Below are 26,586 nucleotides of genomic sequence, written 5' to 3'. Positions count from 1 at the left end.
CCACCCGGTGGCCGACAACCGCGGATCCGCAAGCGATGTTGGGAGCAGTGACAGCAGGACGCAGGTCAGTAGCGATTTCACAGCAACTTGGTAGGCGCCACGCCGGTTGCGAATGTATACAGGTTTGAGGTAAGGACGTGCGGGTATGCGCGCGTGTGAGGTCGGCTGGCCAGTGCCAGATCGTGGCGGTCCGCAATCGATATCGGGAGTGCGCATGGTTTACCGCGTCCGGGCAACGGCCGGCCCCGCAGGCCCCGGCAAACTGGCCGAAGACAGTTTCAGTGTTCCCGGCATGATAGTGGCGGCTACCTGGGCACTCGGGCTGCTGATAGGGCTTGTTGGACTGGCCACCGGCCATGCGTCGGTGGCCGTCGCGGCCCTGGTACTTGCCGTTATTTCGCCGTGGATCGGCTTGGTCTGGAAGTCGCGTGGCCCAGTGCGGAAGTCCGGCCGCAGCGGTTCCGCGGCCGCAATGGGTGTGGCCGGTCTCTGATCGGGGTACTGCCTGACCCACGGGTGATCGCGGTTGAGTCGTGGGGCCCGGGGACCACAGTCAGGAGAAAGTGCTCATGTCCACCGCCAGCGACTACGACGCGCGCCGTGTTTCCGACGACTCTTCTGGGACGCCCCTGCGCGAGTTGGCCCCATCGATGTCCAAATCTGCCACGGTCGTCGACGACGATCCCAACGATGCCTCCTACTTCGAGCTGCCCGGCGCAGATCTATCCGGAGAAGAACTGTCGGCGAGCGTGATTCCGCAGCGCGCCGATGAGTTCACCTGCTCTTGTTGCTTTTTGGTGCAGCATCGCAGCCGTTTGCGCCACGCCAATGGCAAGCGGTTGGTCTGCGCAGACTGCGCGTAAGCACGCTACTGGTTCGGATCTCTGTGACCCGCCGGCGGCGCGGTGGCGGCCTTGACCTAACCGGGAGGGCCGTGTTGTGTCGTCGGTGTGGCTGTATCCGAGCCTTCGGCACGCGCACGGCACAGCGGGGGCCGACCTCCCGGCCTACCCGCCCCCCGCCGGCTCCGCACGGCCTTTGCCGCGGCGTACGCGCTTGGCTATCTGGTGGGTGGCGAGCGGCGAATGCTGCGGTTGATCCGACGTTATGGGCCGATCATGACCATGCCGATCCTCAGTTTGGGTGATGTCGCAATCGTTTCCGACCCCGCACTGGCAAAGGAGGTTTTCACCGCACCGGTTGACGTACTGCTCGGTGGGGAGGGGGTGGGACCCGCGGCGGCGATCTACGGATCCGGATCGATGTTCGTCCAAGAGGAGCCGGAGCATCTTCGGCGACGCAAATTACTCACACCGCCCTTGCACGGCCCAGCACTCAGCGGTTATGTGCCGGTGATCGAGGAGTCCACCCGCGCGGCCATGCGCGGTTGGCCCGTGGACCGTCCGTTCGAATTACTGCAGGCGGCGCGGGCACTGATGTTGGACGTGATCGTCAAGGTCATCTTTGGTGTCGAAGATCCCGACGAGGTGCGGCAACTGGGTCGACCTTTCGAACGTCTACTGAACCTCGGCGTTTCCGAGCAATTGACCGTCCGGTATGCGTTGCGCCGGGCGGGCGCGTTGCGGGTATGGCCACAACGGGCGCGGGCCAACAAGGCGATCAACGACGTGGTGATGCCGCTGATTGCGCTCCGGCGCAACGACCCGTGCCTGGGCGAGCAACGCGACATTCTCGCGTTGCTCCTGCAAGGGCGGGGCGACAACGGTGAACGGTTGTCGGATAACGAGATTCGCGATGATCTGATCACGTTGATACTGGCGGGGCATGAAACCACCGCAACCACGCTGGCCTGGGCCTTCGACTTGTTGCTGCATCACCCCGATGCGCTGCGGCGGGTGCAGCAGGAGGCCGCGGTGGGGGCGGAAGCCTTCACCACGGCGGTGATCAACGAGACGTTGCGGGTCCGGCCCCCCGCGCCATTTACCGCCCGTGTCGCCGCGCAACCGTTCCCAATTGGCGGCTACCTGGTCGACGCGGGAACCCGAATCGTCGTCCACATCATCGCCATTAACCGCAACCCGGCGATCTACCAGCATCCCAATGCGTTCCGTCCCGAGCGGTTCCTGGGCGCTCGCCCCCAAACCTATGCCTGGGTTCCGTTCGGAGGGGGCGTCAAACGTTGCCTGGGCGCGGCCTTTTCGATGCGGGAGCTGGTCACCGTATTGCACGTGCTGTTACGCGAGGGTGAGTTCAGCGCCGTCGAGGAAAGTCCGGAACGCATCGTGCGGCGTTCCATCATGCTGGCCCCCCGCCACGGCACCCGAGTGCGGTTTCGGCCCCGACTTCAAGAATCCTTTTAGAACCTTCAAAGGGCCTACTCCGATCCTCATCGCAGTGACCGGACCGTCCACCATGAAGGGAACTGCCGATATGGCCGCCACCTCGTACCAGCCCGGGGCCGCTGCGCAGGCAGCGCCGGCCCGTTGCACGAACGTCTATGCCGCGGCCGCGCTGGCCTTCGGCATGGTCGGCGCGGTGGTCCTGAGTGTCATCTGCGCCATCGCCGCGCTGGCTCAATCCAGGACATCCGATGACGGCCGCGGCGAGGCGATCGCCGGCCTGGTCATCTCCGCCGGTTGGGTTTCGGTGCTATTCGTGCTGACCCACTGGCATGTCATCTAGCTGCGACATCCACTGGTCGGGGTGGCGGGATTTGAACCCACGGCCTCTTCGTCCCGAACGAAGCGCGCTACCAAGCTGCGCCACACCCCGCTTGAAGCCACGACAGCCTATCGCACCGGTCGGTCCGCTCGCCAAACCGCAGGTTGGGGATCGTCCCAAGTGCAGGAGCGTTCGAACTCAACCAGCGCCTGGGCGGGACCGGTCGGATCGATCCCCTGGGCGCTCACCCAGTCGTCGTTGAAGTAGGTGTCGGCGTAGCGGTCGCCACTGTCGGCGAGCAGGGTGACCACCGAGCCGCTGCGGCCTTCTGCGACCATCTCGGCCAGCAGACCGAAAGCTCCCCACAGGTTGGTGCCCGTGGACGGCCCCACGCGCCGTCCGAGAACGGTACTGACATGACGGGCGGCGGCGATCGAGGCGGCGTCGGGGACCGAGACCATGCGGTCCACCACGCCGGGCAGAAAAGACGGCTCGACCCGTGGCCGACCGATGCCTTCGATCCGCGACGATTTGGGCATGACGATGTCGTATTTGGCGTCGGCGTAGGCGGGATAGAACGCGGAATTCTCCGGGTCGACAACGCACAGCCGGGTTGCGTGTCGTCGGTAGCGGATGTAGCGCCCGATCGTGGCGCTGGTGCCGCCAGTTCCCGCCCCCACCACGATCCAGTCTGGAATGGGGTGCTTCTCCTCGCGCATTTGGACGTAGATCGACTCGGCGATGTTGTTGTTGCCGCGCCAGTCGGTGGCCCGTTCTGCATTGGTGAACTGATCCAGGTAGTGGCCGCCGGTCTCGTTCGCGACCCGTTCGGCTTCGGCGTAGACCTGACTCGAGCTCTCCACGAAATGGCAACGCCCGCCTTGCGCCTCGATCAGCGCGATCTTGGAGGTGCTGGTGGCGGCCGGCATCACCGCGACGAACGGCAGCCCCAGCAGGGCCGCAAAGTACGCCTCGGACACGGCGGTGGAACCCGATGACGCCTCCACCACGGTCGTGCCCTCGCCGATCCAGCCGTTACACAGCGCATACAGGAACAGCGAGCGCGCCAGCCGGTGTTTGAGGCTGCCGGTGATGTGCGTCGTCTCGTCCTTGAGGTACAGGTCGACCTTGGCATCGTTACACCACGCCGATGGCAGGGGGTAACGCAGCAAGTGGGTGTCGGCGCTGCGGCGCGCATCCGCCTCGATCAGGCGGACCGCATTGTCTGTCCAGGTTCGGGACAGGCTGCGGCCCGCGACACGGGTCCGCGCGCTCAACGCACGGAGGCGGTCGGCTGGGAACGGCCCAGGTTGCTACTCGAGTCTCGGCCGCCCATTGGGGTGGCGATCAACGTGAGCAGAGTGGCCTCGGGTCGGCAGCAGAATCGCGCCGGGGCAAACGGTGAAGTGCCTATCCCGGCAGAGACATGCAGTTGCGTGTTTGCGCCCCACCGGGATGCGCCCTTGGCCCGGGAGCGATCCAGCCCGCAATTGGTGACCAGGGCACCATAAATCGGCAGGCACAGTTGTCCACCATGGGTGTGGCCGGCCATCACCAGCTGATAGCCGTCGGCGGCGAAGCGATCCAGCACCCGCGGCTCCGGCGAATGCGTCAACCCCAGCCGCAGGTTGGCGGCCGGGCTTGCCGGGCCGGCAATCGTCTCGTAGCGGTCCCGGTCGATGTGCGGGTCATCCACCCCTGCGGCGGCGATGTGCAGCCCGGCCACCTCGAACTCACGGCGAGTATGAGTGAGGTCGAGCCAGCCACGTTCGGTGAATGCCGCCCGCAGATCCTGCCAGGGCAAGGGTTCACCGCGGACCCGGTGGTCGGGATTGACGAGGTAATGCGCCGGGTTTTTCAGCCGCGGGCCGAAGTAGTCGTTGCTGCCGAAGACGAACACCCCCGGCCGGGACAGCAGATCACCCAGGGTCTGCACGACCGCCGGCACCGCTTTGGGGTGGGCCAGGTTGTCGCCTGTGTTGACCACCAGGTCGGGCTCCCAGCTGGCTAGCTCGCGCAACCAGGCCTGTTTACGGTGCTGTTTAGGCAGCATATGGAGATCGCTGATATGCAGCACCCGCAGTGGTGTGGAGCCCGGACTCAGGACCGGCATGGTGACCTCGCGCAGGACGAACGCATTGCGCTCGATGAGCGAGGCATATCCGATGCCGGCGACGGTTGAGCCGAGCGCCACCGCACCGGCGCGTAACAAAGCGGGCAGAACATCAGCCATGCACGCAGCCTACTGCCGCGCGGCACCTACTCGCTCGTGTCTAGGGCGATGGACCTACGGAGGGGGCGGCGGAGCCAGCAACGGGATCGTGATCGGTGGCAGGCCCGGGATCTCTACGACCTGCGATCCCACCGGCGGTGGCGGCTCGCCTTCCGGCGGCGGCGGCGGTGCCGGAGGTATGCCGTTACTGATTTGGATCGTGACGATTGAGCCCGGAATGGTCTGACCACTCGGTGAGGTTCCGACCACCTCGCCGTACTTGGCGCTGCTGTTGACGGCGTTGGTTTGGTCGGCGACTTGGAAACCCGCGTCCCGCAGGCGCTGCCGAGCCTGGTCCACGTCCAGGCCGGCCACGCTCGGTACCCGCGAGCCCGGGGCTCCGTCGACGTAGCGCGGATCGGTCGGGGGTAACCGCACCTCACCAAAGTTGTTGGCAATGGGCTTCATCGCGGCGAACCAGGTTCGGGCCGGCTCGTTTCCGCCATACAAGTCACCGTTGCCGCAATGGCGCAGCGGACCGGAACACAGATCGGTCGGCGTGGTGGAGTCGTCGTAGATATAGTTCGCCGCCGCGTACCGATTGGTGAAGCCGACGAATCCCGCGGAGCGGTGGGCTTCGGTGGTGCCTGTCTTCCCGGACACCGGCAGGTCCCAGCCGACCGCACCGGCCGAACCCGACGCCGTGCCACCGCCCACCGCGTCCTTGCTCATCGCGTTGGCAAGGGTATTGGCCAGACCTTCAGGCACCACCTGGTCGCAAGTCTCGGTGGTGACGGCAACTTCGTTGCCGTTGCGGTCGATCAGCTTGTCGATTGGGTTGGGCGGGCACCACACGCCACCGGATGCCAGGGTAGCCGCGACGTTGGACAGTTCCAGCGCGTTGACCTCGATGGGGCCGAGAGTAAACGAACCGATGTTCTGCCGTTTGACGAAATCGGCCAGGCTCTCGTTGCTGTCGGGGTTGTAGTCGCGCGCCGTACCGGGATTGGCGTAGGACCGAAGTCCGAGTTTGATGGCCATATCCACCGTCCGGGCGACCCCGACCTGCGAGATCAGCTTGGCGAACGCGGTGTTGGGGGAGGTGGCCAACGCGTCTGTCACGCTCATCGAGCCGCGGTAGTTACCGGCGTTGATCACGCACCAGGTGTCCTTGGGGCAGCCCTTCGCGCCGCCGCTGCCCAGCCCTTTGCCCTGGAACCGGCCCGGCACATCGAGTTGGGCGTTGATGCCCATACCCATGTCCAGCGCGGCTGCGGTGGTGAAGATCTTGAAGATCGACCCGGCGCCGTCGCCGACCAGAGAGAACGGCTGTGGCCGCATGGTCTCGCCGGCGTCGATGTCCAAGCCGTATTTGCGGTTGCTGGCCATTGCCAGCACCCGGTGCGAATCCTTGCCCGGTTTGATGACGCTCATCACGCTGGAGATGCCGGCGAGGTTGGGGCTGGCGAACTTGTCGATGGCCGCCTTGACCGGTGTTTGCACATCGGGGTCCAGGGTGGTGCGGATCAGATAGCCGCCCCGGGCAAGCTGCTCCTTGCTGATCCCGGCCCGCGACAGGTACTCCTGGACGTAGTCGCAGAAGAAGGCGCGGTCGCCCGCCGCGATGCAGCCTCGGGGCAGCTCGTTGGGCTGCGGCAGTATCCCCAGCGGTTGGGCTTTGGCGGCGCGTAACGCGTTCGCCTCCCCGGGAATGTTCTCGATCATGGTGTCCAAGACGACGTTGCGCCGAGCCAGCGCCCCATCGGGGTTGGTGTAGGGATTGAGCGTGCTGGTCGACTGCACCATGCCCGCCAACAGCGCGGCCTGTTGCCAGTTCAGCTCGGAGGCGTTGATGCCGAAGTACGTCTGCGCCGCGTCCTGCACGCCGAACGAGTTGTTGCCGAACGACACCAGGTTCAGATAGCGGGTCAGGATCTCGGGCTTGGTGAAGGTTTTGTCGAGGGTCAACGCCATCCGGATTTCGCGCAGCTTGCGCGCCGGGGTGGTTTCGACAGCAGCGCGCTTTTCGGCATCGGTTTGGGCGGTGACCAGCAGTTGGTAGTTCTTTACGTATTGCTGCTCGATGGTCGATCCGCCCCGAGTGTCGAGGTCGCCGGACGCATAGCCGGCCAGACCAGTCAGGGTCCCCTTCCAGTCGACGCCGTTGTGTTCGGCGAAGCGCTTGTCCTCGATCGAGACGATCGCCAACTTCATCGTGTTGGCGATCTTGTCGGAGGGCACCTCGAACCGGCGCTGCGAATACAGCCAGGCGATTGTGTTCCCCTTGGCGTCGACCATCGTTGACACGGCCGGTACGTCCCCCTGCAGCAGCTGAGCCGAACCGTTGGCGACGACCTCGGACGCGCGATTGGACATCAGGCCGAGCCCGCCCGCGAACGGAAACATCAGGGCCGCGGCGACGATGCTGGCTAGCAGACAGCACCCTGCGAGCTTGAGCAGAGTGAGGGCGACCGGGGGGCGCTCGGACATGCGTACTACAGTACTGGGCCCCTGTCACGCCTCCACGCCGCGCGATGGAAAAAAATTTCTTAGCACGGGGTGCTTGGTTGCACCAGGGGCAAGCGGGGAGTTATTTTGCACCTGCGTCACAGGTCAGGGCCCTCGAGGGGGGACCGACAGGGTGTGTTTTCCCCGGCCGATTGGCACAAGACGGGACGCTCGTCCCAAAAAATCCGTTATCGGACTGTTGCGCAATTGGCAGCTGACCACCTAACTTATATACGCAGTGAGATTCAGGTAACAGCGGTGTGGACAGTGTGTCGTAGCTCTCAACATCAGCTGGTGCCCGAGGAGGGGGTCGCGATTCGCGGCCGGGAGGAAGGGATCAGCTCGTGTCAGGAACACGACCGGCCGCGCGAAGGACAAATCTTACATCCGCGCAGAACGTCCTACGTAGCGTCGACGCGGAAGAACGGATCAACTGGGTATCAAAGGCGCTGTGCCGGGCAACCGACCCTGACGAGCTCTTCGTCCGTGGTGCCGCCCAACGTAAGGCCGCAGTGATCTGTCGTCACTGTCCGGTCATGCAGGAGTGCGCGGCCGATGCGCTCGACAACAAAGTCGAGTTCGGCGTGTGGGGTGGCATGACCGAGCGCCAGCGCCGGGCACTGCTCAAGCAACACCCGGAGGTGGTCTCGTGGTCGGACTACCTCGACAAGCGCAAGCGGCGCAGCGTCGGCTGATCGACGCGCGATCGGGGGCGTCAACCGGTCCGTCGGTGCCCTGCCCCTCATTACTTTTTTGTTACAGCTGTCGCGGTTCATTACTAATTGCCTTGTGCCCAATAGGAACTGGCGTATGCCCAATACGCCACTTTTGAGTCGAGTGTGAAGCGACGGCGTTAGACGCGATGGGCCGGTTCCTCAGCGGGCCGCGTTGCGGCCCGCATCGTCACCGACCGGGTTTGGATGGGCCGGTTCCTCAGCGGGCCGCGTTGCGGCCCGCATCGTCACCGACCGGGTTTGGATGGGCCGGTTCCTCAGCGGGCCGCGTTGCGGCCCGCATCGTCACCGACCGGGTTTAGATGGGCCGGTTCCTCAGCGGGCCGCGTTGCGGCCCGCATCGTCACCGACCGAAGTGATCTGGTCGGCGAGCGCGCGCAGCGCATCGAGGTCAGAGACATCGAACGGCAGCGATGGAACCCCGATGACGGGAACATGGGGATTGGCGCCGGTGAACCGGGACAGCAGTCGCACCTCGCGCTTCGCGGTTTGACCTCGATCGGCGTGAATGCGCAGCACCGAAGCGGCTAGCGTAGCCTCCTCCGAGTCGCTGTTCTCCTTCTCCAGTGTCTCGGTAGCATCGATGGCTCGTTCTACCGGCAGTGCGCACAGCGTCGGGTGGGTGCGGTTCAGGACCAACCCGGCCAGCGGCATGCTTTCCTCGGACAACCGGTCAACGAAGAAGGAGGCCTCGCGCAGCGCATCCGGTTCGGCGGCCGACACCACCACGAACTGGGTGCCGCGCCGTTTCAACAACGCGTACGTGCGGTCGGCCTTCTCGCGGAAGCCGCCGAAGGTGGCATCCAGCGATTGCACGAATGCGGCAGCGTCGCCCAGCATCTTGGAGCCGAGCACCGTGGACATAGCCTTCATCGCCAAGCCCATCACGCCGGTTACGATCCGTCCGATACCGCGGCCAGGAGCCAGCAGCAGTCGCCACAACCGGCTGTCCATGAAGCTGCCAAGGCGTTTTGGCGCATCGAGAAAGTCCAGCGCATTGCGCGACGGGGGGGTGTCCACCACCACCAGGTCCCAGCGGTCCTGGGCCAATAGCTGGCCCAGCTTCTCCATGGCCATGTATTCCTGGGTCCCGGCAAGAGATGTGGCGACGGTCTGATAGAACTGGTTGTCCAGAATCGATTGCGCCCGTTCGGGTCCGGAGTATTGGATCACCATTTCGTCAAACGTGCGGCGCATGTCGAGCATCATCGCGTGCAGCTCGCCGGTTACCTCTGGCGCCAATGGGACGCGTTGCGGCACGTTGCCAAGGTCATTGACGCCCAAGGCTTGCGCCAACCGCTTGGCTGGGTCAATCGTCAAAACGACTACGGTTCGACCATATTCAGCAGCGCGCAATGCAATTGCTGCCGCAGTGGTGGTCTTACCAACGCCGCCCGCGCCGCAACATACCACCACTCGGTTGGCTGTATCGGCCAGAATTGCGGCCATGTCAAGAGTTTTCGGTGCGTGACTCATCGAACCCCCTGCTGTGCAAGTGATTCCGATAGTTCGTACAGGCTACCCAAGTCGACACCATCGGAGATCGTCGGTAGTTCCAGCCGCGGCACTTGTAGCGCGTCGAGTTGCTGCGCGGTCTCTGCGCGTGCGGTGATTCGGGTGGCGTGTTGGATGGTCTCGGTTAGCAGGCCGGCGAAATCGGCATCCGCGAGTTCGATTCCGGCCATCGCTAGCCCGGACCGGACCGAGTCCGCATCGACATCGCCCTCCGCGGCCTTTGCGAGGTCCGCGGGATTTAGGTAGGCGGGGATGTTGCGGTTGACTATGACACTGCCGATCGGCAAGTCCATTTCGGCGAGTTCTTCGATTGCTTCCAGGGTCTCCTGCACCGGCAGCGCTTCTAACAGCGTCACCAGATGGATCGCGGTCTGGTCGGAGTGCAGCAACTTGACCACACCCTCGCTTTGCGAATGCACCGGGCCGCCCTTGGCCAGATCGGACACCGCCTTGGTGACATCCAGGAAGCGTGCGATCCGGCCGGTCGGGGGCGAATCGACGACGATCGCGTCATAGACCGGCAGCTTGTTCTTGTCGACACGCACCACCGTCTCTTTGATCTTTCCGGTCAGCAGCACGTCGCGTAGGCCAGGCGCGATCGTTGTCGCAAACTCGATGGCACCGATGCGGCGCATGGCCCGGCCCGCGATGCCCAGGTTGTAGAACATCTCCAGGTATTCCAGGAAGGCGGCTTCGATGTCGATTGCCAGCGCGTTGACCTGCCCGCCGCGTTCGGCGGTCGCGATCTTGATCTCTCGATACGGCAGCGGTGGCACATCGAAGAGTTGCGCAATCCCTTGGCGCCCTTCAACTTCGACAAGAAGGACCTTGCGGCCTCCCGCGGCTAGCGTCAGCGCCAGCGCGGCTGCGATCGTAGACTTTCCGGTACCGCCTTTGCCGGTCACGAAGTGCAAGCGGGCCTTCGACAAGCGCGATGGCCAGCCGACGGAATGACCGCGGCTCGATGTGTTTGCCACCATCGCATGCTAGCTCTCCGGCACCGCTGGGCCACCGGGCTGGCCGGAGCTCGTCAAGTTCGACGGATAAGCTCGCGTCATGACCCAACCCTCCGCATGGGAATACGCAACGGTTCCGCTGCTCACACACGCCACCAAACAGATCCTCGATCAATGGGGCGCCGATGGCTGGGAGCTGGTGGCGGTGCTGCCAGGGCCAACCGGTGAGCAGCACGTCGCCTACCTGAAGCGTCCGAAGTAGGGCGGGGCGGATGAACGCCAAGAGTCGGCTCACCCAGCTGGGTATCGCGCTTCCCCAGACCGCCGCGCCGTTAGCGGCCTACGTTCCGGCGGTGCGTACCGGCAACCTCGTCTATACCTCGGGTCAACTGCCGTTCCAGGAAGGAAAGCTGGCGGGCACCGGCAAGGTGGGCGCGGAGGTCACGCCGGATGAGGCCAAAGCCCTCGCCCGGATTTGCGCGCTCAACGCGCTGGCGGCCATCGATGCATTGGTGGGCCTGGACTCTGTCAGTCAAGTGGTCAAGGTCGTCGGATTCGTCGCCTCCGCCCCCGGCTTTCATGGACAGCCGAACGTGATCAACGGGGCTTCGGACTTGCTTGCCGAGGTTTTCGGCGACGCCGGCGTACATGCGCGGTCGGCCGTCGGTGTGGCCGAGCTGCCGCTGGACGCTCCGGTGGAAGTTGAGCTGATCGTGGAGGTCGGCTAGCGGCTCATGTCCGAGGCAGCCGAAACAGCCGAGCCGCTGATGCATCCCGCATACGGCCGGTTGCGGCCGGTCACTGACACCGCTTCGGTGCTGCTCGCTGACAACCCGGGCCTGCTGACGTTGGACGGCACCAACACCTGGGTGCTCTGCGGTCCGGGTAGTGCCGAGTTGGTCATCGTCGACCCGGGGCCGAAAGATGACGAGCATATCGCCCGTATAGCCGCACTGGGCCGGATTGCGCTAGTGCTGATCAGCCATCGGCATGGTGATCACACCGAGGGCATCGACAAGCTGGTCGAGCTGACCGGGGCGCCGGTGCGTGCCGCGGATCCGCGGTTCCTGCGCGGCGACAAGGTGGCGTTGAGCGACGGTGAAGTGATCGACGCCGCTGGCCTGAGCATCACGGCGCTCGCCACCCCCGGGCACACCGCCGATTCGTTTTCGTTCGTCCTCGAGGACGCCGTGTTGACCGCCGACACCGTGTTGGGCCGGGGCACCACCGTCCTGGACAAGGACGATGGCAGTTTGTCCGATTACCTGGAGTCGCTGCGGCGGCTGCGGGGTTTGCGCCGGCGGACGGTGCTGCCCGGCCATGGGCCGGATTTGGCCGACATTGACGCCGTTGCACAGGGATACCTGGCACACCGGTATGAGCGGCTGGAGCAGGTGCGCTCGGCACTGCGCGATCTCGGTGAGGATGCGACCAGTCGTCAGATCGTCGAACGCGTCTACGTTGACGTCGATGAGAAGCTTTGGGAGGCGGCCGAATGGTCGGTGCAGGTGCAGCTGGACTACCTGCGCCGAGATTGACATTTTGCAGGAGAAGTGCGAGTAGTTATCTGCAAAACGTCAATTTCGGTGTGAGCCGGCCGGCATCAGCCGCCAGCCATCCCTAACGGGCGCGACGGGCCAGCCGTTCGGAGTCGGAAATCAGCACGCTCTTGCCCTCAAGGCGGATCCATCCCCGGTGTGCGAAATCAGCGAGAGCCTTGTTGACCGTCTCGCGGGACGCGCCGACCAGCTGGGCAATCTCCTCCTGGGTCAGGTCGTGGGTGACTCGCATCGCGCCACCTTCCTGAGTGCCGAAACGCTGGGCTAGCTGCAGCAGTTGCTTGGCCACCCGGCCGGGCACATCGGTGAAGATGAGGTCGGCCAGGTTGTTGTTGGTCCGGCGCAGCCGGCGGGCCAACACCCGGAGCAGCTGTTCGGCGATTTCGGGGCGATCGGCGATCCAGGCCCGCAGCGCGTCCCGGTCCATCGACACCGCCCGGACCTCGGTGATTGTCGTTGCGCTGGACGTCCGCGGCCCCGGGTCGAAGATGGACAGCTCGCCGAACATGTCAGACGGACCCATGATGGTCAACAGGTTCTCGCGACCGTCCGGTGAGCGGCGTCCAATCTTCACTTTTCCCGCGACGATGATGTACAGCCGGTCGCCGGGCTCACCTTCAGCGAAAACTGTGTGTCCGCGGGGGAAGTCGACGGGTTGCAGTTGCTTGGTCAGTGCCGCAACCGCGCCGGGTTCAACCCCTTGGAAGATTCCTGCCCTTGCCAGGATCTCGTCCACGTTGCCTCTTCAGCTTTCCAACGAAGTAATACGGACAGCCCGCACTGTTTGACGGGTGCCGAGTCTAAAGGTTAGGCCAATCAGTACAAGGTGCCAACGCTACACACGATTGACGTGTCGGGTCGCCGTAAACTGCGGATTGCTCCGGGAGTAGCTGTGCATGCGGGTCGGTAGTCCCGGCTCGGCTGGCAGGCCGACACGGGTGGCGAACTGCGGATCGGCATGGTGCTTTCCGGTCAGCGCTCTCGGTGCCGGTGCTTCGGCGAGCCCCAGCGCCTGGCGTCGATGCAGATAGTCCAATGCCTCAGGCATCCCCTCACGGGCCAGGGTGTGGACGTCCACAGCGTCGGCCTGGTCAAGGAACTCGCCCACATCAGTCGCGGTCAACGAATCGTCGGTAAGCGTCATCTCCAGGCGCCCGAGACCGAGCGCCACCAGCATGAGCAATGCCGGAATGCACGCCACCAGCAACCATGACACAAGGAGAGTAAACATGGCTTTGCATCAACACGAGGTCTCGGACAGATCACGAAATAAGTACTCTGTCGTAGGTGACAGCGGCAAAGTCGTCCGGGCGCCTCAAATCCACCACCACTCCGCCCGACCCTGAACTTGCCAAGCGTTGGTCCGCGGAAACCAGAACCGGCTTGGTGCGGCGCGCCCGGCGGATGAATCGCAAACTCGCGCAAGCGTTTCCGCATGTATATTGCGAGCTGGACTTCACCTCACCCCTGGAGCTGGCGGTGGCCACCATCTTGTCGGCGCAGAGCACCGACAAAAGGGTGAACCTGACGACGCCGACGTTGTTCGCGAAATACCGGACAGCGCTGGATTACGCGAAGGCCGACCGCGAGGAACTGGAAAACCTCATCCGTCCCACTGGTTTCTACCGGAACAAGGCGAACTCGCTCATCGGCCTCGGGCAAGCTCTTGTGGAACGGTTCGACGGTGAAGTGCCGGGCACCATGGACGAGCTGGTTACACTGCCGGGAGTGGGGCGCAAGACCGCCAACGTCATCTTGGGCAACGCCTTCGATATTCCCGGGATCACCGTCGACACCCATTTCGGGCGACTGGTGCGACGGTGGCGTTGGACCGCCGAAGAAGACCCGGTCAAGGTGGAACATGCGGTCGGCGAACTCATCGAGCGTAAAGAGTGGACCCTGCTCAGCCACCGGGTGATCTTCCACGGTCGTCGGGTGTGCCATGCCCGCAAGCCCGCGTGTGGCGTGTGTGTGCTGGCCAAAGACTGCCCGTCCTACGGGGTCGGTCCCACCGATCCGCTGCTGGCCGCACCACTTGTGCAGGGCCCGGAGACCGAGCACTTGCTGGCCCTGGCCGGGATGTGACTCCGAAGGCCCGGATGCCGACGTGACGGCGAGATCGCGCTGGACCATCGCGGTTCTGGCGGTTGTCGCCGCACTCATCATCGCGCTGATTGCTCAGCTGCGCGACACCCCCACACCGGCGGCGCTCCCCCGAACGGCCGTCGCGCGTGACCATCGTGATGCCGATACGCCGGCCGCGTTGGCCGGCCCGCGGCAGCGAGCCAACCTGCCGGCATGCCCCACCCCGGGCACCGGGCCAGGCCCGGTCAGGCTGCGTGGGGTGGTGGTCGAATGTGCAGCGGATGGTTCGGCGGTCGATGTCGCCCGTGCGCTGGCCGGGCGTCGGGTGGTGCTTAATTTATGGGCATATTGGTGCGCGCCGTGCACAGCCGAACTTCCCGCGATGGCCGAGTACCAACGGCGGGTCGGGGCCGACGTGATGGTGGTGACGGTTCACCAGGACGAGAATGAGGCCGCCGCGATATTGCGGCTTGCCGATCTCGGCGTTCGGTTGCCGACGCTGCAAGACGGCCGCCGTAAGGTGGCTGCGGCATTGGGGGTCGCAAACGTGATGCCCGCGACGGTGGTTCTGCGGCCGGACGGTAGCGTGGCCCAGACCCTGCCGCGAGCTTTCGGCAGCGCCGACGAGATCGCGGCCGCGGTCGGAAATGCGGCGTGATGCGCGCCCGCTTAGCGGTTCGAGATGAAACGGGGCTGGTTGACCCGACATGCCCGACGAGGAGGCGCCGATGAGTGCGACGGTCGCTCTGACGCCTGATGTCGGCCCGTCTTGGCTGCGCCCGCTGATCGACAACATTGATCGGGTACCCGACGCGGTTCGGCGCCGGCTTCCGGGCGAGGTAGTGGCGATGGTGACGGCGGCCCGGGCGACCGCGTCGCTGCGTCGTGATGGGCGTGATGCCGCTGTTCTGGTGCTGTTTTCGGGTCCCGAGGCCGGGCCGCTCGACGGCGGTGTCCCCGACGACGCCGACCTGCTGCTGACGGTGCGGGCCGCCAGCCTGCGCCACCACGCCGGTCAGGCGGCATTTCCCGGGGGCGCCTCCGATCCTGGCGATGACGGGCCGGTCGCTACCGCGCTGCGGGAAGCCCATGAAGAAACGGGGCTCGACGTCGGCAGGCTTCATCCCCTGGTCACCATGGAACGCACTTTCATCGCGCCATCCCGATTCCACGTGGTGCCGGTGCTGGCCTATTCGCCGGATCCCGGACCGGTGAACGTCGTCAACGAGGCCGAAACGGCCATCGTCGCGCGCGTCCCGGTGCGTGCCTTCATCAATCCGGCCAACCGACTGATGGTGTACCGACGCACCCTGAGTCGGCGTTGGGCCGGACCGGCATTTCTGCTGAACCAAATGTTGGTGTGGGGATTCACTGGCCAGGTGATTTCTGCGGTGCTCGATGTCGCGGGTTGGGCCCAGCCCTGGGACAGCAGCGATGTGCGTGAGCTCGACGATGCCATGGCGCTCGTCGGCGAGCAGGGGGGACGGCGATGAATTCGATGACCCCGTCTCAATGGCTGGATATCGCCGTATTGGCGGTCGCTTTCATCGCCGCGGTCTCTGGTTGGCGGTCTGGTGCGCTGGGTTCGGTGCTGTCTTTTGCCGGTGTGCTGCTGGGCGCGATAGCGGGCGTGTTGCTGGCCCCGCACATCGTTAGCCATATCAACGCTCCGCGGGCCAAGCTGTTTACCGCGCTGTTCCTGATCTTGGGGCTGGTCGTGGTCGGTGAAGTCGCCGGGGTGGTGCTGGGGCGGGCGGTGCGCGGCGCGATCCGCTACCGGCCCATCCGAATGGTCGACTCCGTCATCGGGGTAGGAGTGCAGCTGATTGTCGTGCTGACTGCGGCCTGGCTACTGGCGACCCCCCTCACCCAGTCGAAGGATCAGCCGGAGTTGGCCGCGGCAGTTCGCGGTTCGCGGGTGCTCGCGGAGGTCAACGAGATGGCGCCCGTCTGGCTCAAAACGGTGCCCAAGCGGCTGTCTGCATTGCTGAACACCTCCGGTCTGCCGGCGGTTTTAGAGCCATTCAGCCGCACTCCGGTGATTCCGGTTGCCTCACCGGATCCGGCGTTGGCCGAAAACCCGGTGGTTACCGCCGTCGCGCCGAGCGTGCTGAAGATCCGCAGCTTGGCGCCCAGCTGTCAGAAGGTGCTGGAGGGCAGCGGTTTTGTGATTGCCCCCGACCGGGTGATGACCAACGCCCATGTGGTAGCCGGTTCCAACAGCGTGCAGGTATACGCGAGCGGCAAACCCCTGGACGCCACCGTGGTGTCCTATGACCCCACGGTGGACATTGCGATCTTGGCCGTCCCCAACCTGCCGCCGCCGCCGCTGATCTTCGCCGAGCAGGAAGCGAAAACGGGAACCAGCGTGGTGGTGCTGGGGTATCCGGGCGGTGGTAATTTCACCGCGACTCCGGCCCGGATTCGTGAGGCCATCCGGCTCAGTGGTCCCGACATCTATCGAAGCCCCCAACCGGTGACTCGCGACGTGTACACCATCAGGGCCACCGTGGAACAAGGTGATTCCGGCGGACCATTGATCGACCTCAACGGTCAGGTGCTGGGTGTGGTCTTCGGCGCCGCCGTCGACGACCCGGACACCGGGTTTGTGCTGACGGCCGGAGAGGTGGCCGGTCAACTCGCCAGGATCGGCGCCACCCAGCGCGTCGCCACCGGGGCGTGTGTCAGCTGAGCCGGCCGTCGTGCACTTGCTCGAAGAACCGCATCAGCTGCCGATTGGTTTCCTCGGGTGCCTCTTCATGCCCGTAATGTCCCGCACCGGCGATGGCTAGGTACCGTCCATGCGGTGCATAGCGCTGGGTGCCTTCGACCGGGGCGGCCAGCACGTACGGATCGGCGTCACCGCGTAGGTGCAGCAACGGCACGCTGAGCTGCTGGCTCATCGACCTCATGAATCGCAACCCTTCGCCACGCAGTTGGCTGCGCGCCGCCCACCGCTGGTACTCAAGGGCGCAGTGCGCCGCCGCCGGGATCTGGATGGCCCGCCGCAGATAGCCGATGCTGTGCGAAAAGTCTTCGGAAGCCAGCCATTTGGCGCTACCTCGGCTGCGGATGAGGCGTTCGATCTCTGCACCGTCACCCCTGGTCAAAAGGCGCTCCGGCCAGAGCGGCAGCTGATAGCGCAACAGCATCGGTAACAGTGCACGCCCCTGATCGCGCCGCAGCAAGGCGGACCGTCGCAATGCGGCGGGGTGCGGTGAGCTGATCAGCGCGATGGCGCGCACCAGCCGTGCATGCAGCAGCGCGGTGGTCCAGCAGGCCAGCCCTCCGTCGGCGTGGCCGACCAACGTCGCCGACGAATGTCCCAACGCACGGATGAGACCGGCGGTGTCGCCGGCGAGTGTCCAGCCGTCGTAGCCGCGTGGCGGTTTGTCGCTACCGCCGTAGCCGCGCAGGTCGACCGCAACCACCCGCGCGCCCCTCAGGCCACGCAGCTGATGCCGCCACGACCACCAAAATGAACCGAAACCATGCAGCAGAATCACCAGTGGCCGTGCGGTGGTCGGCGCGGCTCCGCCGTGGCTGTCGACCGGGCCGGGTGGGGTGGCCTCGACGACGTGAAATCGGATGCCGTTGGCGTGCACGTCGAGATGGCGCCATGGCCCGTCGATGCGGGTCACCGATGGATCTGGTGCTGGCATCTACCAACCTGAGGGATCGGTGGGCTTCTTGCCCTCCGGCGCGGGCGCCTGGCGTTCGACGGCCGGAACCTTGTCGTGACCCGGAATGAGTGCGGTGCGTGTCTCCTTGACCGACTCGATGGTCTGACGTGGCCCCCGAATCCGACGGACCTTCAGGAAGCCCAACAGGGCAAGCACGGCCGTGGTCACCACCATGAGCGCGAACACGATCAAGAACGCCACCCACCTCCACAGCCAGGTGTCGAGCAGTTCGGCGAGGAAAAAGAACAAGAAAAACGTCGAGTAGAACAGCACCACCAGCGCTGCGATGAAGAAGACGCTGCCGGTCAGACCCTTCTTGACATCCTGGGTGATCTCGGCGCGGGCCAGTTCGACCTCAGCACGCACCAGCGTTGACATTTGAGCTGTCGCGTCTTTGATCAGGTCACCGATCGACGGTTCGGCCGGCCCCGCGTGCGGGTCGGCCAACGGAATCGTGGTCAGCGTGCTGGGCACACCGTTCGTGCGATCAGGTTTGCTCACAGACGGTCCTCTCGATTTGACGGGCCGCGGTTTGGCAGTCGTCGCGGTTTATGTTGCCATGTGCTCCGGTGTCGGACGAGGCCAGCCAACACCGTGTGGGACCGGGCCCCATTGGGCCCACAAATTGACGCTCGGCGGCCATTCCAACTGCGCCGGCCTTAGTGCAACGATCATCTAGACTGGCGCATCTGTCTTGCAACGTCCGACCGACGGGAGTATCACTTTGCAGGCGACCTACCGCTGCTTTTCCGCGGCGATCGTGGTCGCGCTGGTGACCCTTGTCGGTGCGCCCGCGACCACCGCGGCCGCCGACGACAAGGTTCCGTTGGGGGGCGGTGCCGGCATCGTGGTAAACGGGGGCACACTGTGCACCCTGACCACCATCGGCCACGACAAGAACGGCGATCTGATCGGGTTCAGCTCAGCGCACTGCGGGGGACCGGGTGCGCCCGTGGCCGCCGAGGGTGCCGAAGGCAAGGGCGCGGTCGGCACCATGGTTGCCGGAAACGACGGTCTTGACTACGCGGTGATCAAATTCGATCCGGCCAAGGTGACACCGGTGGCCAACTTCAACAACTTTGCTATCAACGGCATCGGCCCGGACCCGACCGTCGGCCAGATCGCCTGCAAACAGGGTCGCACCACCGGCAATTCGTGCGGGGTCACCTGGGGGCCGGGGCAGGATCCGGGCACCATCCTGATGCAGGTTTGCGGCGGTCCCGGCGATTCGGGTGCGCCAGTGACGGTCGACAATTTGCTGGTCGGGATGATTCACGGGGCCTTCAGCGACAACCTGCCCACCTGCGTCACCAAATACATTCCGCTGCACACCCCGGCGGTGGTGATGTCGATCAATGCCGACCTGGCCGACATCGAAGCCAAGAATCGGCCAGGCTCGGGTTTCGTTCCGATACAGGGCTGAGCCGCGTGCGCGAGCTACTTGGCCGTGTCTCGGATCGAGTCGAACACGCTGGGATCCAGCAACGTCGAGGTGTCGCCAAGCTCGCGGTTTTCGGCGACGTCGCGCAGCAGCCGGCGCATGATCTTGCCACTGCGGGTCTTGGGTAGTTCGGGCACCACGTGAACCTCACGTGGGCGCGCGATCGGCGAGATCATCCGGGCCACCTCGCCGCGCAATTCCTCGCTGGTTCCGTCATGCGGTTCGTAATTGGCGCGCAGGACCACAAACGCGCAGATGGCCTGGGTGGTGGTCTCGTCGCTCACCCCGACCACCGCTGCCTCGGCCACGCCGGGGTGACCGACCAGCGCGGATTCCACCTCGGCGGTGGAAATCCGGTGCCCGGACACGTTCATTACGTCATCGATCCGGCCCAGAACCCAGATGGCGCCGTCGGAGTCGATGCGAGCCCCGTCCCCGGCGAAGTAATAGCCTTTGTCGGCGAACTTCGACCAGTAGGCATGGTGATAGCGCGCGGGGTCACCCCAGATGCCGCGCAGCATTGACGGCCAAGGTTGGTCCAAGACGAGATAGCCGGTGACATGTGTGTCGCCTTCGGTTTCCGGTTGCAGCGGATCGCCATGGTCGTCAACGATCTTGGCCGAGATTCCGGGCAACGGTGTCATCGCCGAACCGGGCTTGGCGTCGGCGACCCCGGGCAACGGTGAGATCATCGCCGAGCCGGTCTCGGTCTGCCACCAGGTGTCCACCACCGGGGTGTGTCCGGCGCCGATGACGTCGCGGTACCAGCGCCATGCTTCAGGGTTAATCGGTTCACCGACGGATCCCAACAGCCGCAGACTGGACAGGTCGTGCGCGTCGGGAATGGCGCGTCCCCACTTCATGAACGTACGGATCAGCGTGGGCGCGGTGTAATAGATTGTGACGCCGTACTTTTCGATGATCTGGAAATGACGGTGCTCGTCGGGTGTGTTGGGCGTGCCCTCGTAAAGAACTTCGGTGATGCCGTTGGACAGCGGACCGTAGACACCGTAGGTGTGGCCGGTGACCCAGCCGATGTCAGCGGTGCACCAGAACACGTCGCTTGGCGGCTTGACGTCGAAAATGGTGTGCACCGTGTAGCTGCACTGCGTGAGGTAGCCGCCGCTGGTGTGCATGATGCCCTTGGGCTTGCCGGTGGTACCCGAGGTGTACAGCAGAAAGAGTGGTTGCTCGGCGTCGAACGGCTCCGGGGTGTGCTGCGGTGACGACGAGTCGACGACGTCGTGCCACCACAGATCACGCTCATCATTCCAGGACACGTCGATTCCCGTACGCCGTACCACCACAACGTGTTCGACGGGACTGTCCGGTTGACCGACGGCTTCATCAGCGGCGTCCTTCAGCGGCGCCGGATGGCCACGGCGGAACTGTCCGTCGCTGGTGATCAGCAGCTTGGCCGCCGCGTCGACGATCCGTGCGTGTAGTGCGGTCGCGGTGAATCCGCCGAACACCACGCTGTGCATGAGCCCAAGCCGGGCGCAGGCCAGCATCGCAATCACGGCCTCGGGGATCAGCGGCAGGTAGATGGCGACCCGGTCGCCGGCCACCAACCCCAAGTTGGTGAATGCGTTGGCCGCTTTGGATACCTCGGTCAGCAGATCGGAGTAGGTCAGCGTGCGACTGTCACCGACCGGCTCGCCCTCCCAGTGGATCGCGACGCGGTCGCCGTGGCCGGCCTCCACGTGGCGATCCACGCAGTTGTAAGCGACGTTGAGTTTGCCGTCGGCGAACCATCGGGCGAACGGTGCGTCGGACCAGTCCAGCACCTCGGTGAATGGCGTCGCCCAGGACAGCCGGTTGGCCTGCTTGGCCCAAAAGCCAAGCCGGTCTTCCTCGGCCTCGCGGTACAGCTCGGCGCGGGCGTTGGCCTGCTCGGTGAAATGGGTCGGGGGCGGATACGACGACGGGTCTTCGGTGTTGGTGGCGGTCACGGGTTGCTCTCCTGTGTCGTGCCTCATCAAGCTCAGTAGCTTGGCGTGAGCCTAACCTCGCGGCGATGCGGATGGTAAGGACGGCCCGGCAAGAGCGCCGTGGCCGGCCGACGGGCGCCCGGATACGCGGAGGGGCCCGGCTTCGCCCTGTCAGGCAAAGCTGAACCAGCGCGGTAGACGCCCTTAAGCGTGACCGCCGCCGTGCGTGGGTCGCACGGACCCGTCCGGGTCGGTATCGGGGGGGCAGTATGGTCGCTGTCATGCGCCGGATGTGGGCCACGCTGGCAGTCGTCGCTGCCGCATTGGCGGCCGCCGCGCCGGTGGCCGGGTGCGGGGGCGGGATCTTGAGCCCCGAAGTTGTGACGGTCAACGGTGGAGAACCGCCGAACCCGCTGATCCCGACCGGTACCAACGACAGCAATGGTGGCCGCATCGTTGATCGGCTGTTCGCCGGTCTGATGTCGTATGACGCGGCTGGTCGGGCTTCGTTAGAGGTCGCGAAGTCGATTGACACCAGCGACAACGTCAACTACCGAATCATCCTCAAACCCGGGTGGAAGTTCAGCGACGGCACACCGGTAACGGCGCACTCCTTTGTCGACGCGTGGAACTACGGAGCCCTGAGCGCCAATGCGCAACTGCAGCAGCACTTTTTCAGCCCGATCGAGGGGTTCGACGAGCTGGCCGCCGCACCAGCTACCCGAACCAGCATGTCCGGACTGCGGGTGGTCAACGATCTCGAGTTCACCGTGCGGCTCAAGGCGCCGACCATAGATTTCCTGCTGAGCCTGGGCCATAGTGCGTTCTATCCGTTGCCCAAAGTCGCGTTTCGAGACATGGTCGAGTTCGGACACAACCCGATCGGCAACGGTCCCTACCGGTTGGACAACGGCCCGGACGGGCCGGCTTGGGAACACAACGTCAAGATCGATTTGGTGCCCAATCCCGAGTACCACGGCAACCGCAAACCTCACAACAAAGGCCTGCGGTTCGAGTTCTATGCCAATCTCGACACCGCTTACGCCGATCTGCTGTCCGGCAATCTCGATGTCTTGGACACGATTCCGTCCAGCGCGTTAACGATTTACCGGCGCGACTTGGGTGACAACGCCACCAGCGGGCCGGCGGCGGTAAATCAGGCCCTCGATACGCCCTTGCGGCTGAGGCATTTCGGCGGCGAGGAGGGTCGGCTGCGCCGATTAGCTCTTTCGGCTGCCATCAACCGCCCCCAGATCTGTCGGCAGATTTTCAACGGGACTCGAAGTCCGGCACGTGATTTCACCGCTCGCTCGTTGCCGGGATTCGACGCCAACCTTCCGGGTAACAGCGCATTGGATTTTAACCCTGATCGCGCCAAGCGACTGTGGGCACAGGCCGATGCCATGTCGTCATGGAGCGGCAGATACGCAATCGCCTACAACGCCGACAGCGGCCATCAGGAATGGGTCGACGCGGTGGCCAACAGCATCAAGAACGTTCTCGGAATCGACGCGGTGGGGGCACCGCAGCCCACCTTCGCTGGACTTCGTACCCAGATCACCAACCGCACCATCGACACCGCATTCCGGGCCGGATGGCAGGGCGATTACCCCTCGATGATCGAGTTCCTCGCGCCGCTATATGCCACCGGCGCAGGATCTAACGACGTCGGATATTCCAGCCGGGAGTTCGACGCGGCGCTGGCTCATGCCGAAGCCGCGCCGAATCTACGGGAAGCTGACGTGTTGGCCAACGCCGCGCAGCGAATCCTGTTCCACGACATGCCGACAATTCCGCTGTGGGACTACATCGCGGTGGCGGGGTGGTCGACCGAAGTCAGCAATGTACACGTCACTTGGAACGGTCTGCCCGACTACGAGAACATCGTCAAGGCCTGAAATGGGTTGGTACATAGCGCGACGGATCATGGCGATGGTGCCGGTCTTCCTGGGTGCGACCTTGCTGATCTACGGCATGGTGTTCCTGCTGCCCGGCGACCCGGTCGCCGCCATTGCGGGCGACCGTCCGCTGACTCCCGCGGTGGCCGCACAGCTGCGCGCCCGATACCACCTGGACGATCCGTTCTTGGTGCAGTACCTGCGGTATCTGGGCGGTCTCATCCACGGTGACCTCGGGCGCGCCTACTCCGGCTTGCCGGTTAGTGCCGTACTGGCACATGCGTTTCCGGTTACCATCAGGCTGGCATTGATTGCCTTGACGATGGAGGCAGTGCTGGGTATCGGCTTCGGTGTGATCGCCGGTCTGCGCCAAGGTGGCATCTTTGACGCCACGGTGCTGGTGAGCGGGCTCATCATTATCGCGGTGCCGATATTTGTGCTCGGCTTTCTGGCGCAATTTGTATTCGGCGTATGGCTCGGGGTGGCGCCGGTTACGGTGGGAGCCCGGACAACCCTGGATCGTCTGCTGCTACCAGGAATTGTGTTGGGGGCGGTGTCCTTCGCGTATGTGGTGCGGCTGACGCGTTCCGCAGTGGCCGCTAACGCCCATGCTGACTATGTGTGTACCGCCACCGCCAAGGGACTGTCGCGGCCCCGGGTGGTGACTGTGCACATTCTGCGGAACTCGCTGATCCCGGTGGTGACATTCCTGGGCGCGGATTTGGGTGGGCTGATGGGCGGAGCCGTGGTCACCGAAGGCATTTTCAACATTCACGGCGTTGGCGGTGTCCTGTACCAAGCGGTCACCCGGCAGGAGGCACCCACGGTGGTGTCGATCGTGACGGTGCTGGTGGTGATCTATCTGGTCACCAATCTTTTGGTGGATTTGCTCTATGCCGCCCTGGACCCGCGGATCAGATATGGCTGAGCTCAGCGGGTTTTGGCACGATACCTGGCGTGGGCTACGGCGGCGGCCGAAATTCGTTGTTGCCGCTGCCCTGATCCTGCTCATTCTCCTCGTCGCCGCGCTTCCGGCCCTATTCACTGGGGTCGACCCAACCTATGCCGATCCCAGCGAGAGCATGCTTGGCCCGTCGGCGGCGCACTGGTTCGGCACCGACCTACAAGGCCACGACATCTATGCACGCACCATCTATGGCGCTCGTGCCTCGGTGACCGTCGGCCTGGGCGCGACATTTGCCTCGTTTGTCGTGGGTGGAATCTTGGGCGCGCTGGCCGGCTTCTACGGTGGTTGGCTCGATGCGGCGGTCTCGCGGATCACCGATGTGTTTTTCGGACTACCCTTGCTGCTGGCCGCGATCGTGCTGATGCAGGTCATGCATCACCGCACGGTGTGGACGGTGATCGCCATCCTGGCGTTGTTTGGCTGGCCACAAATAGCCAGAATCGCCCGCGGTTCGGTGCTGGAGGTGCGCTCCAGCGATTATGTGCTCGCGGCTAAAGCGCTGGGGATGAGTAGGTTTCAAACACTGCTGCGGCATGCGCTACCCAACGCGATGGGTCCGGTAATCGCGGTTGCTACCGTCGCGCTGGGTATCTTCATCGTCACTGAGGCGACGTTGTCCTACCTTGGGGTTGGGCTGCCCACCTCGGTGGTGTCGTGGGGTGGTGACATCAACGTGGCACAAGTGCGGCTGCGGGCGGGCTCGCCCATCCTGTTTTATCCCGCGGGTGCATTGGGGATTACGGTGTTGGCCTTCATGATGATGGGCGACGCGTTGCGCGACGCCCTGGATCCGGCGTCGCGGGCGTGGCGGGCATGAGTACCGCGGGGTCACCACTGTTATCCGTTGCGGGCCTGGAAGTCAGGTTCGGCTCGGACGAACCCGTGGTACGCGGGCTGGATCTGACGGTCTGTAGCGGTCAAACCGTCGCTGTGGTCGGTGGCTCGGGATCGGGTAAAACGACTGCGGCCGCGGCGATTCTTGGGCTGCTGGCACCTGGCGGACGGATTACCGCTGGCCGCATCGTCTTTGACGGGCGCGACATCACGGCGTTCGACCGCATGGCCGATCGGCGGCTGATGCGCACGATCCGAGGCCGGGAGATCGGCTATGTCCCGCAGGATCCGATGACCAATCTGAACCCGGTCTGGAAGGTCGGATTCCAGATTCGGGAAGCACTGCGGGCCAACACCGATGGTGGTGACTCCCGGCGGCGCGCGGTGGACTTGCTGGCGCAGGCCGGCATGCCGGATCCGGTGGTGCAAGCGGGACGCTATCCACATCAGCTGTCCGGTGGCATGTGTCAGCGCGCGTTGATCGCCATCGGGTTGGCCGGCAGGCCTCGGTTGTTGATCGCTGATGAGCCGACGTCCGCACTTGATGTCACCGTGCAGCGTCAGGTACTCGACCATCTTCAGCAACTCACCGACGAGCTAGGCACCGCGCTGCTGCTGATCACTCACGATCTGGCGTTGGCGGCCGAACGGGCCGAGTCTGTGGTGGTTGTCAACCGGGGCGCGGTGGTGGAGTCGGGTGCTGCGCGCCAGATTCTCACCAACCCACAACACGACTACACCCGGCGACTGGTTTCGGCTGCGCCATCGTTAGCCGTGCGAGACAAGCGCTCGAGCCAAGTCCGATCGCGAATCGCCGCCGAAGCCACCCAACGCAGTGGTGGTTCCGACGACATCCTCGTTGCCGCCGAGGTGACCAAGACCTATTTGCAAGCACGCGGCGTGCCCTGGCGCAGGGGGGAGTTTCGGGCCGTCGATTCGGTGTCGTTTCGGTTGCGGCGGGCAAGCACGCTTGCCATCGTGGGCGAGTCGGGATCGGGCAAGTCCACCCTGGCACGCATGGTGTTAGGCCTGCTCAAACCGACCTCGGGCACGCTGTCATTCGACGGTCAGCCGATCGAGACGCTGGATCGGGGTCAGGCGTTCGCGTTTCGGCGGCGCATCCAACCGGTGTTCCAGAACCCCTACAGCAGCTTGGATCCGATGTACTCGGTGTTTCGCGCCATCGAGGAACCGTTGCGCATCCATCGGGTCGGTGACCGCACACAGCGTCGACAGCTGGTACGCGAGCTGGTCGACCAGGTTGCGCTGCCCTCGTCGGTGCTGGACCGGCTGCCCAGGGAGCTCTCGGGTGGCCAACGACAACGCGTCGCGATTGCACGCGCGTTGGCGCTGCGGCCCGAGGTGCTGGTGTGCGACGAGGCCGTCTCGGCGCTGGACGTGCTGGTGCAGGCCCAGATTCTGGATCTGCTCTCCGGGTTGCAGGCCGGCCTTGGGTTGACCTACGTGTTCATCAGCCACGATCTAGCCGTCATCCGGGAGATCTCCGATGACGTGTTGGTAATGCGGGCCGGCCGAGTGGTGGAACATGCCCCGACTGAACAGGTATTTGTCGCGCCCCGCGAGGAGTACACCCGGCAACTCCTGGAGGCCATTCCCGGCGTCCGGGCGACTCCCCGCTAG

At 64.7% G+C, this 26,586-nt stretch carries 27 protein-coding genes and 1 tRNA gene; 17 read left to right on the top strand and 11 right to left on the bottom strand.

Features of this window, described 5'->3' with window-relative positions; all coding sequences use genetic code 11:
- Positions 1–214 precede the first annotated feature (214 nt).
- From MB901379_RS22210 to MB901379_RS22195, 4 genes are all read left to right on the top strand, one after another.
- A complete protein-coding gene (locus tag MB901379_RS22210) occupies positions 215–493 on the top strand; it encodes a hypothetical protein (RefSeq protein WP_158018570.1) in 279 nt (92 codons plus the stop codon).
- Positions 494–569: 76 nt separating this feature from the next.
- Positions 570–863 carry a DUF4193 domain-containing protein gene (locus MB901379_RS22205; protein WP_158018569.1) on the top strand — a complete coding sequence of 98 codons (294 nt, stop codon included), beginning with the start codon at positions 570–572 and terminating at the stop codon, positions 861–863.
- Positions 864–950: 87 nt separating this feature from the next.
- Positions 951–2,321: a cytochrome P450 gene (locus MB901379_RS22200; RefSeq protein ID WP_158018568.1), complete on the top strand. Its 1,371-nt coding sequence runs from the start codon at positions 951–953 to the stop codon at positions 2,319–2,321.
- A gap of 70 nt (positions 2,322–2,391) precedes the next feature.
- A complete protein-coding gene (locus MB901379_RS22195) occupies positions 2,392–2,643 on the top strand; it encodes a hypothetical protein (RefSeq protein WP_158019379.1) in 252 nt (83 codons plus the stop codon).
- A 13-nt stretch (positions 2,644–2,656) separates the two neighbouring features.
- On the opposite strand, the gene MB901379_RS22190 is transcribed toward MB901379_RS22195, so the two are convergent.
- The 4 genes from MB901379_RS22190 to ponA2 form a co-directional block, all read right to left on the bottom strand.
- Positions 2,657–2,733, bottom strand: a tRNA-Pro gene (locus MB901379_RS22190).
- Positions 2,734–2,750: 17 nt separating this feature from the next.
- A complete protein-coding gene (cds1, locus tag MB901379_RS22185) occupies positions 2,751–3,899 on the bottom strand; it encodes an L-cysteine desulfhydrase Cds1 (protein WP_197717840.1) in 1,149 nt (382 codons plus the stop codon).
- Positions 3,896–4,855, bottom strand: a complete 960-nt coding sequence (locus tag MB901379_RS22180; protein ID WP_158018567.1) for a metallophosphoesterase — start codon at positions 4,853–4,855, stop codon at positions 3,896–3,898. Before MB901379_RS22180 ends, cds1 begins: the two co-directional genes overlap by 4 nt.
- Before the next feature lie 54 nt (positions 4,856–4,909).
- Positions 4,910–7,324: a transglycosylase/D,D-transpeptidase PonA2 gene (ponA2, locus tag MB901379_RS22175; protein WP_158018566.1), complete on the bottom strand. Its 2,415-nt coding sequence runs from the start codon at positions 7,322–7,324 to the stop codon at positions 4,910–4,912.
- 362 nt (positions 7,325–7,686) lie between these two features.
- On the opposite strand from ponA2, the gene whiB4 reads away from it, so the two are divergent.
- Positions 7,687–8,037, top strand: a complete 351-nt coding sequence (gene whiB4 / locus MB901379_RS22170) for a transcriptional regulator WhiB4 (protein ID WP_158018565.1) — start codon at positions 7,687–7,689, stop codon at positions 8,035–8,037.
- 354 nt (positions 8,038–8,391) lie between these two features.
- Here whiB4 and MB901379_RS22165 read toward each other — a convergent pair whose 3' ends face one another.
- Positions 8,392–9,552: an ArsA family ATPase gene (locus tag MB901379_RS22165; protein WP_158018564.1), complete on the bottom strand. Its 1,161-nt coding sequence runs from the start codon at positions 9,550–9,552 to the stop codon at positions 8,392–8,394.
- On the bottom strand, positions 9,549–10,571 hold the full coding sequence (locus MB901379_RS22160; RefSeq protein WP_158018563.1) for an ArsA-related P-loop ATPase: 1,023 nt from the start codon (positions 10,569–10,571) through the stop codon (positions 9,549–9,551). The genes MB901379_RS22165 and MB901379_RS22160 overlap by 4 nt, the downstream gene beginning before the upstream one ends.
- Before the next feature lie 76 nt (positions 10,572–10,647).
- Here MB901379_RS22160 and MB901379_RS22155 point away from each other — a divergent pair, with 76 nt between their 5' ends.
- From MB901379_RS22155 to MB901379_RS22145, 3 genes are read left to right on the top strand one after another with little or no spacing between them, the layout of a single operon-like run.
- The gene (locus MB901379_RS22155; protein ID WP_023368608.1) at positions 10,648–10,809 is read left to right on the top strand and encodes a DUF4177 domain-containing protein; all 162 of its coding nucleotides are present in this window, start codon (positions 10,648–10,650) and stop codon (positions 10,807–10,809) included.
- 10 nt (positions 10,810–10,819) lie between these two features.
- Positions 10,820–11,275, top strand: a complete 456-nt coding sequence (locus MB901379_RS22150) for a RidA family protein (RefSeq protein ID WP_158018562.1) — start codon at positions 10,820–10,822, stop codon at positions 11,273–11,275.
- Positions 11,276–11,281: 6 nt separating this feature from the next.
- Entirely contained in the window at positions 11,282–12,085 is an 804-nt protein-coding gene (locus tag MB901379_RS22145; protein ID WP_158018561.1) for an MBL fold metallo-hydrolase, read from the top strand.
- Between the two features lie 82 nt (positions 12,086–12,167).
- On the opposite strand, the gene crp is transcribed toward MB901379_RS22145, so the two are convergent.
- Complete coding sequence (gene crp, locus MB901379_RS22140; protein ID WP_012396681.1) at positions 12,168–12,842, bottom strand: cAMP-activated global transcriptional regulator CRP; 675 nt, start codon at positions 12,840–12,842, stop codon at positions 12,168–12,170.
- Positions 12,843–12,941: 99 nt separating this feature from the next.
- Positions 12,942–13,337, bottom strand: a complete 396-nt coding sequence (locus MB901379_RS22135; protein ID WP_158018560.1) for a hypothetical protein — start codon at positions 13,335–13,337, stop codon at positions 12,942–12,944.
- Between the two features lie 173 nt (positions 13,338–13,510).
- Here MB901379_RS22135 and nth point away from each other — a divergent pair, with 173 nt between their 5' ends.
- The 4 genes from nth to marP are packed head-to-tail and all read left to right on the top strand — an operon-like array spanning position 13,511 to position 16,883.
- Positions 13,511–14,191 (top strand): endonuclease III, encoded by a 681-nt coding sequence (gene nth, locus MB901379_RS22130; protein WP_158019377.1) that lies wholly within the window; start codon positions 13,511–13,513, stop codon positions 14,189–14,191.
- Positions 14,192–14,213: 22 nt separating this feature from the next.
- Complete coding sequence (locus tag MB901379_RS22125; protein WP_158018559.1) at positions 14,214–14,849, top strand: TlpA family protein disulfide reductase; 636 nt, start codon at positions 14,214–14,216, stop codon at positions 14,847–14,849.
- 49 nt (positions 14,850–14,898) lie between these two features.
- Positions 14,899–15,684 (top strand): NUDIX hydrolase, encoded by a 786-nt coding sequence (locus tag MB901379_RS22120; protein WP_174237054.1) that lies wholly within the window; start codon positions 14,899–14,901, stop codon positions 15,682–15,684.
- Between the two features lie 5 nt (positions 15,685–15,689).
- Positions 15,690–16,883 (top strand): acid resistance serine protease MarP, encoded by a 1,194-nt coding sequence (gene marP, locus MB901379_RS22115; protein WP_158019376.1) that lies wholly within the window; start codon positions 15,690–15,692, stop codon positions 16,881–16,883.
- On the opposite strand, the gene MB901379_RS22110 is transcribed toward marP, so the two are convergent.
- On the bottom strand, positions 16,876–17,853 hold the full coding sequence (locus MB901379_RS22110) for an alpha/beta fold hydrolase (protein ID WP_158018557.1): 978 nt from the start codon (positions 17,851–17,853) through the stop codon (positions 16,876–16,878). The genes marP and MB901379_RS22110 overlap by 8 nt on opposite strands.
- Positions 17,854–18,375: a phage holin family protein gene (locus tag MB901379_RS22105; protein WP_158018556.1), complete on the bottom strand. Its 522-nt coding sequence runs from the start codon at positions 18,373–18,375 to the stop codon at positions 17,854–17,856.
- A gap of 223 nt (positions 18,376–18,598) precedes the next feature.
- On the opposite strand from MB901379_RS22105, the gene MB901379_RS22100 reads away from it, so the two are divergent.
- Entirely contained in the window at positions 18,599–19,297 is a 699-nt protein-coding gene (locus tag MB901379_RS22100) for a S1 family peptidase (RefSeq protein WP_158019375.1), read from the top strand.
- A gap of 14 nt (positions 19,298–19,311) precedes the next feature.
- Here MB901379_RS22100 and acs read toward each other — a convergent pair whose 3' ends face one another.
- Positions 19,312–21,294 (bottom strand): acetate--CoA ligase, encoded by a 1,983-nt coding sequence (acs, locus tag MB901379_RS22095; RefSeq protein ID WP_158018555.1) that lies wholly within the window; start codon positions 21,292–21,294, stop codon positions 19,312–19,314.
- 221 nt (positions 21,295–21,515) lie between these two features.
- Between acs and MB901379_RS22090 the strand changes: the two genes are divergently transcribed.
- From MB901379_RS22090 to MB901379_RS22075, 4 genes are read left to right on the top strand one after another with little or no spacing between them, the layout of a single operon-like run.
- Positions 21,516–23,144, top strand: a complete 1,629-nt coding sequence (locus MB901379_RS22090) for a peptide ABC transporter substrate-binding protein (protein WP_158018554.1) — start codon at positions 21,516–21,518, stop codon at positions 23,142–23,144.
- A gap of 1 nt (position 23,145) precedes the next feature.
- Entirely contained in the window at positions 23,146–24,072 is a 927-nt protein-coding gene (locus MB901379_RS22085) for an ABC transporter permease (protein ID WP_158018553.1), read from the top strand.
- On the top strand, positions 24,065–24,928 hold the full coding sequence (locus MB901379_RS22080) for an ABC transporter permease (protein ID WP_158018552.1): 864 nt from the start codon (positions 24,065–24,067) through the stop codon (positions 24,926–24,928). Before MB901379_RS22085 ends, MB901379_RS22080 begins: the two co-directional genes overlap by 8 nt.
- Complete coding sequence (locus MB901379_RS22075) at positions 24,925–26,586, top strand: dipeptide ABC transporter ATP-binding protein (protein WP_158018551.1); 1,662 nt, start codon at positions 24,925–24,927, stop codon at positions 26,584–26,586. Before MB901379_RS22080 ends, MB901379_RS22075 begins: the two co-directional genes overlap by 4 nt.

It is taken from the genome of Mycobacterium basiliense (assembly GCF_900292015.1).
In the GTDB taxonomy this organism is placed as follows: Bacteria; Actinomycetota; Actinomycetes; order Mycobacteriales; family Mycobacteriaceae; genus Mycobacterium; species Mycobacterium basiliense.
The sequence above is the reverse complement of the archived record's forward strand: the minus strand, read 5'-3'. Positions and strand labels throughout refer to the sequence as shown.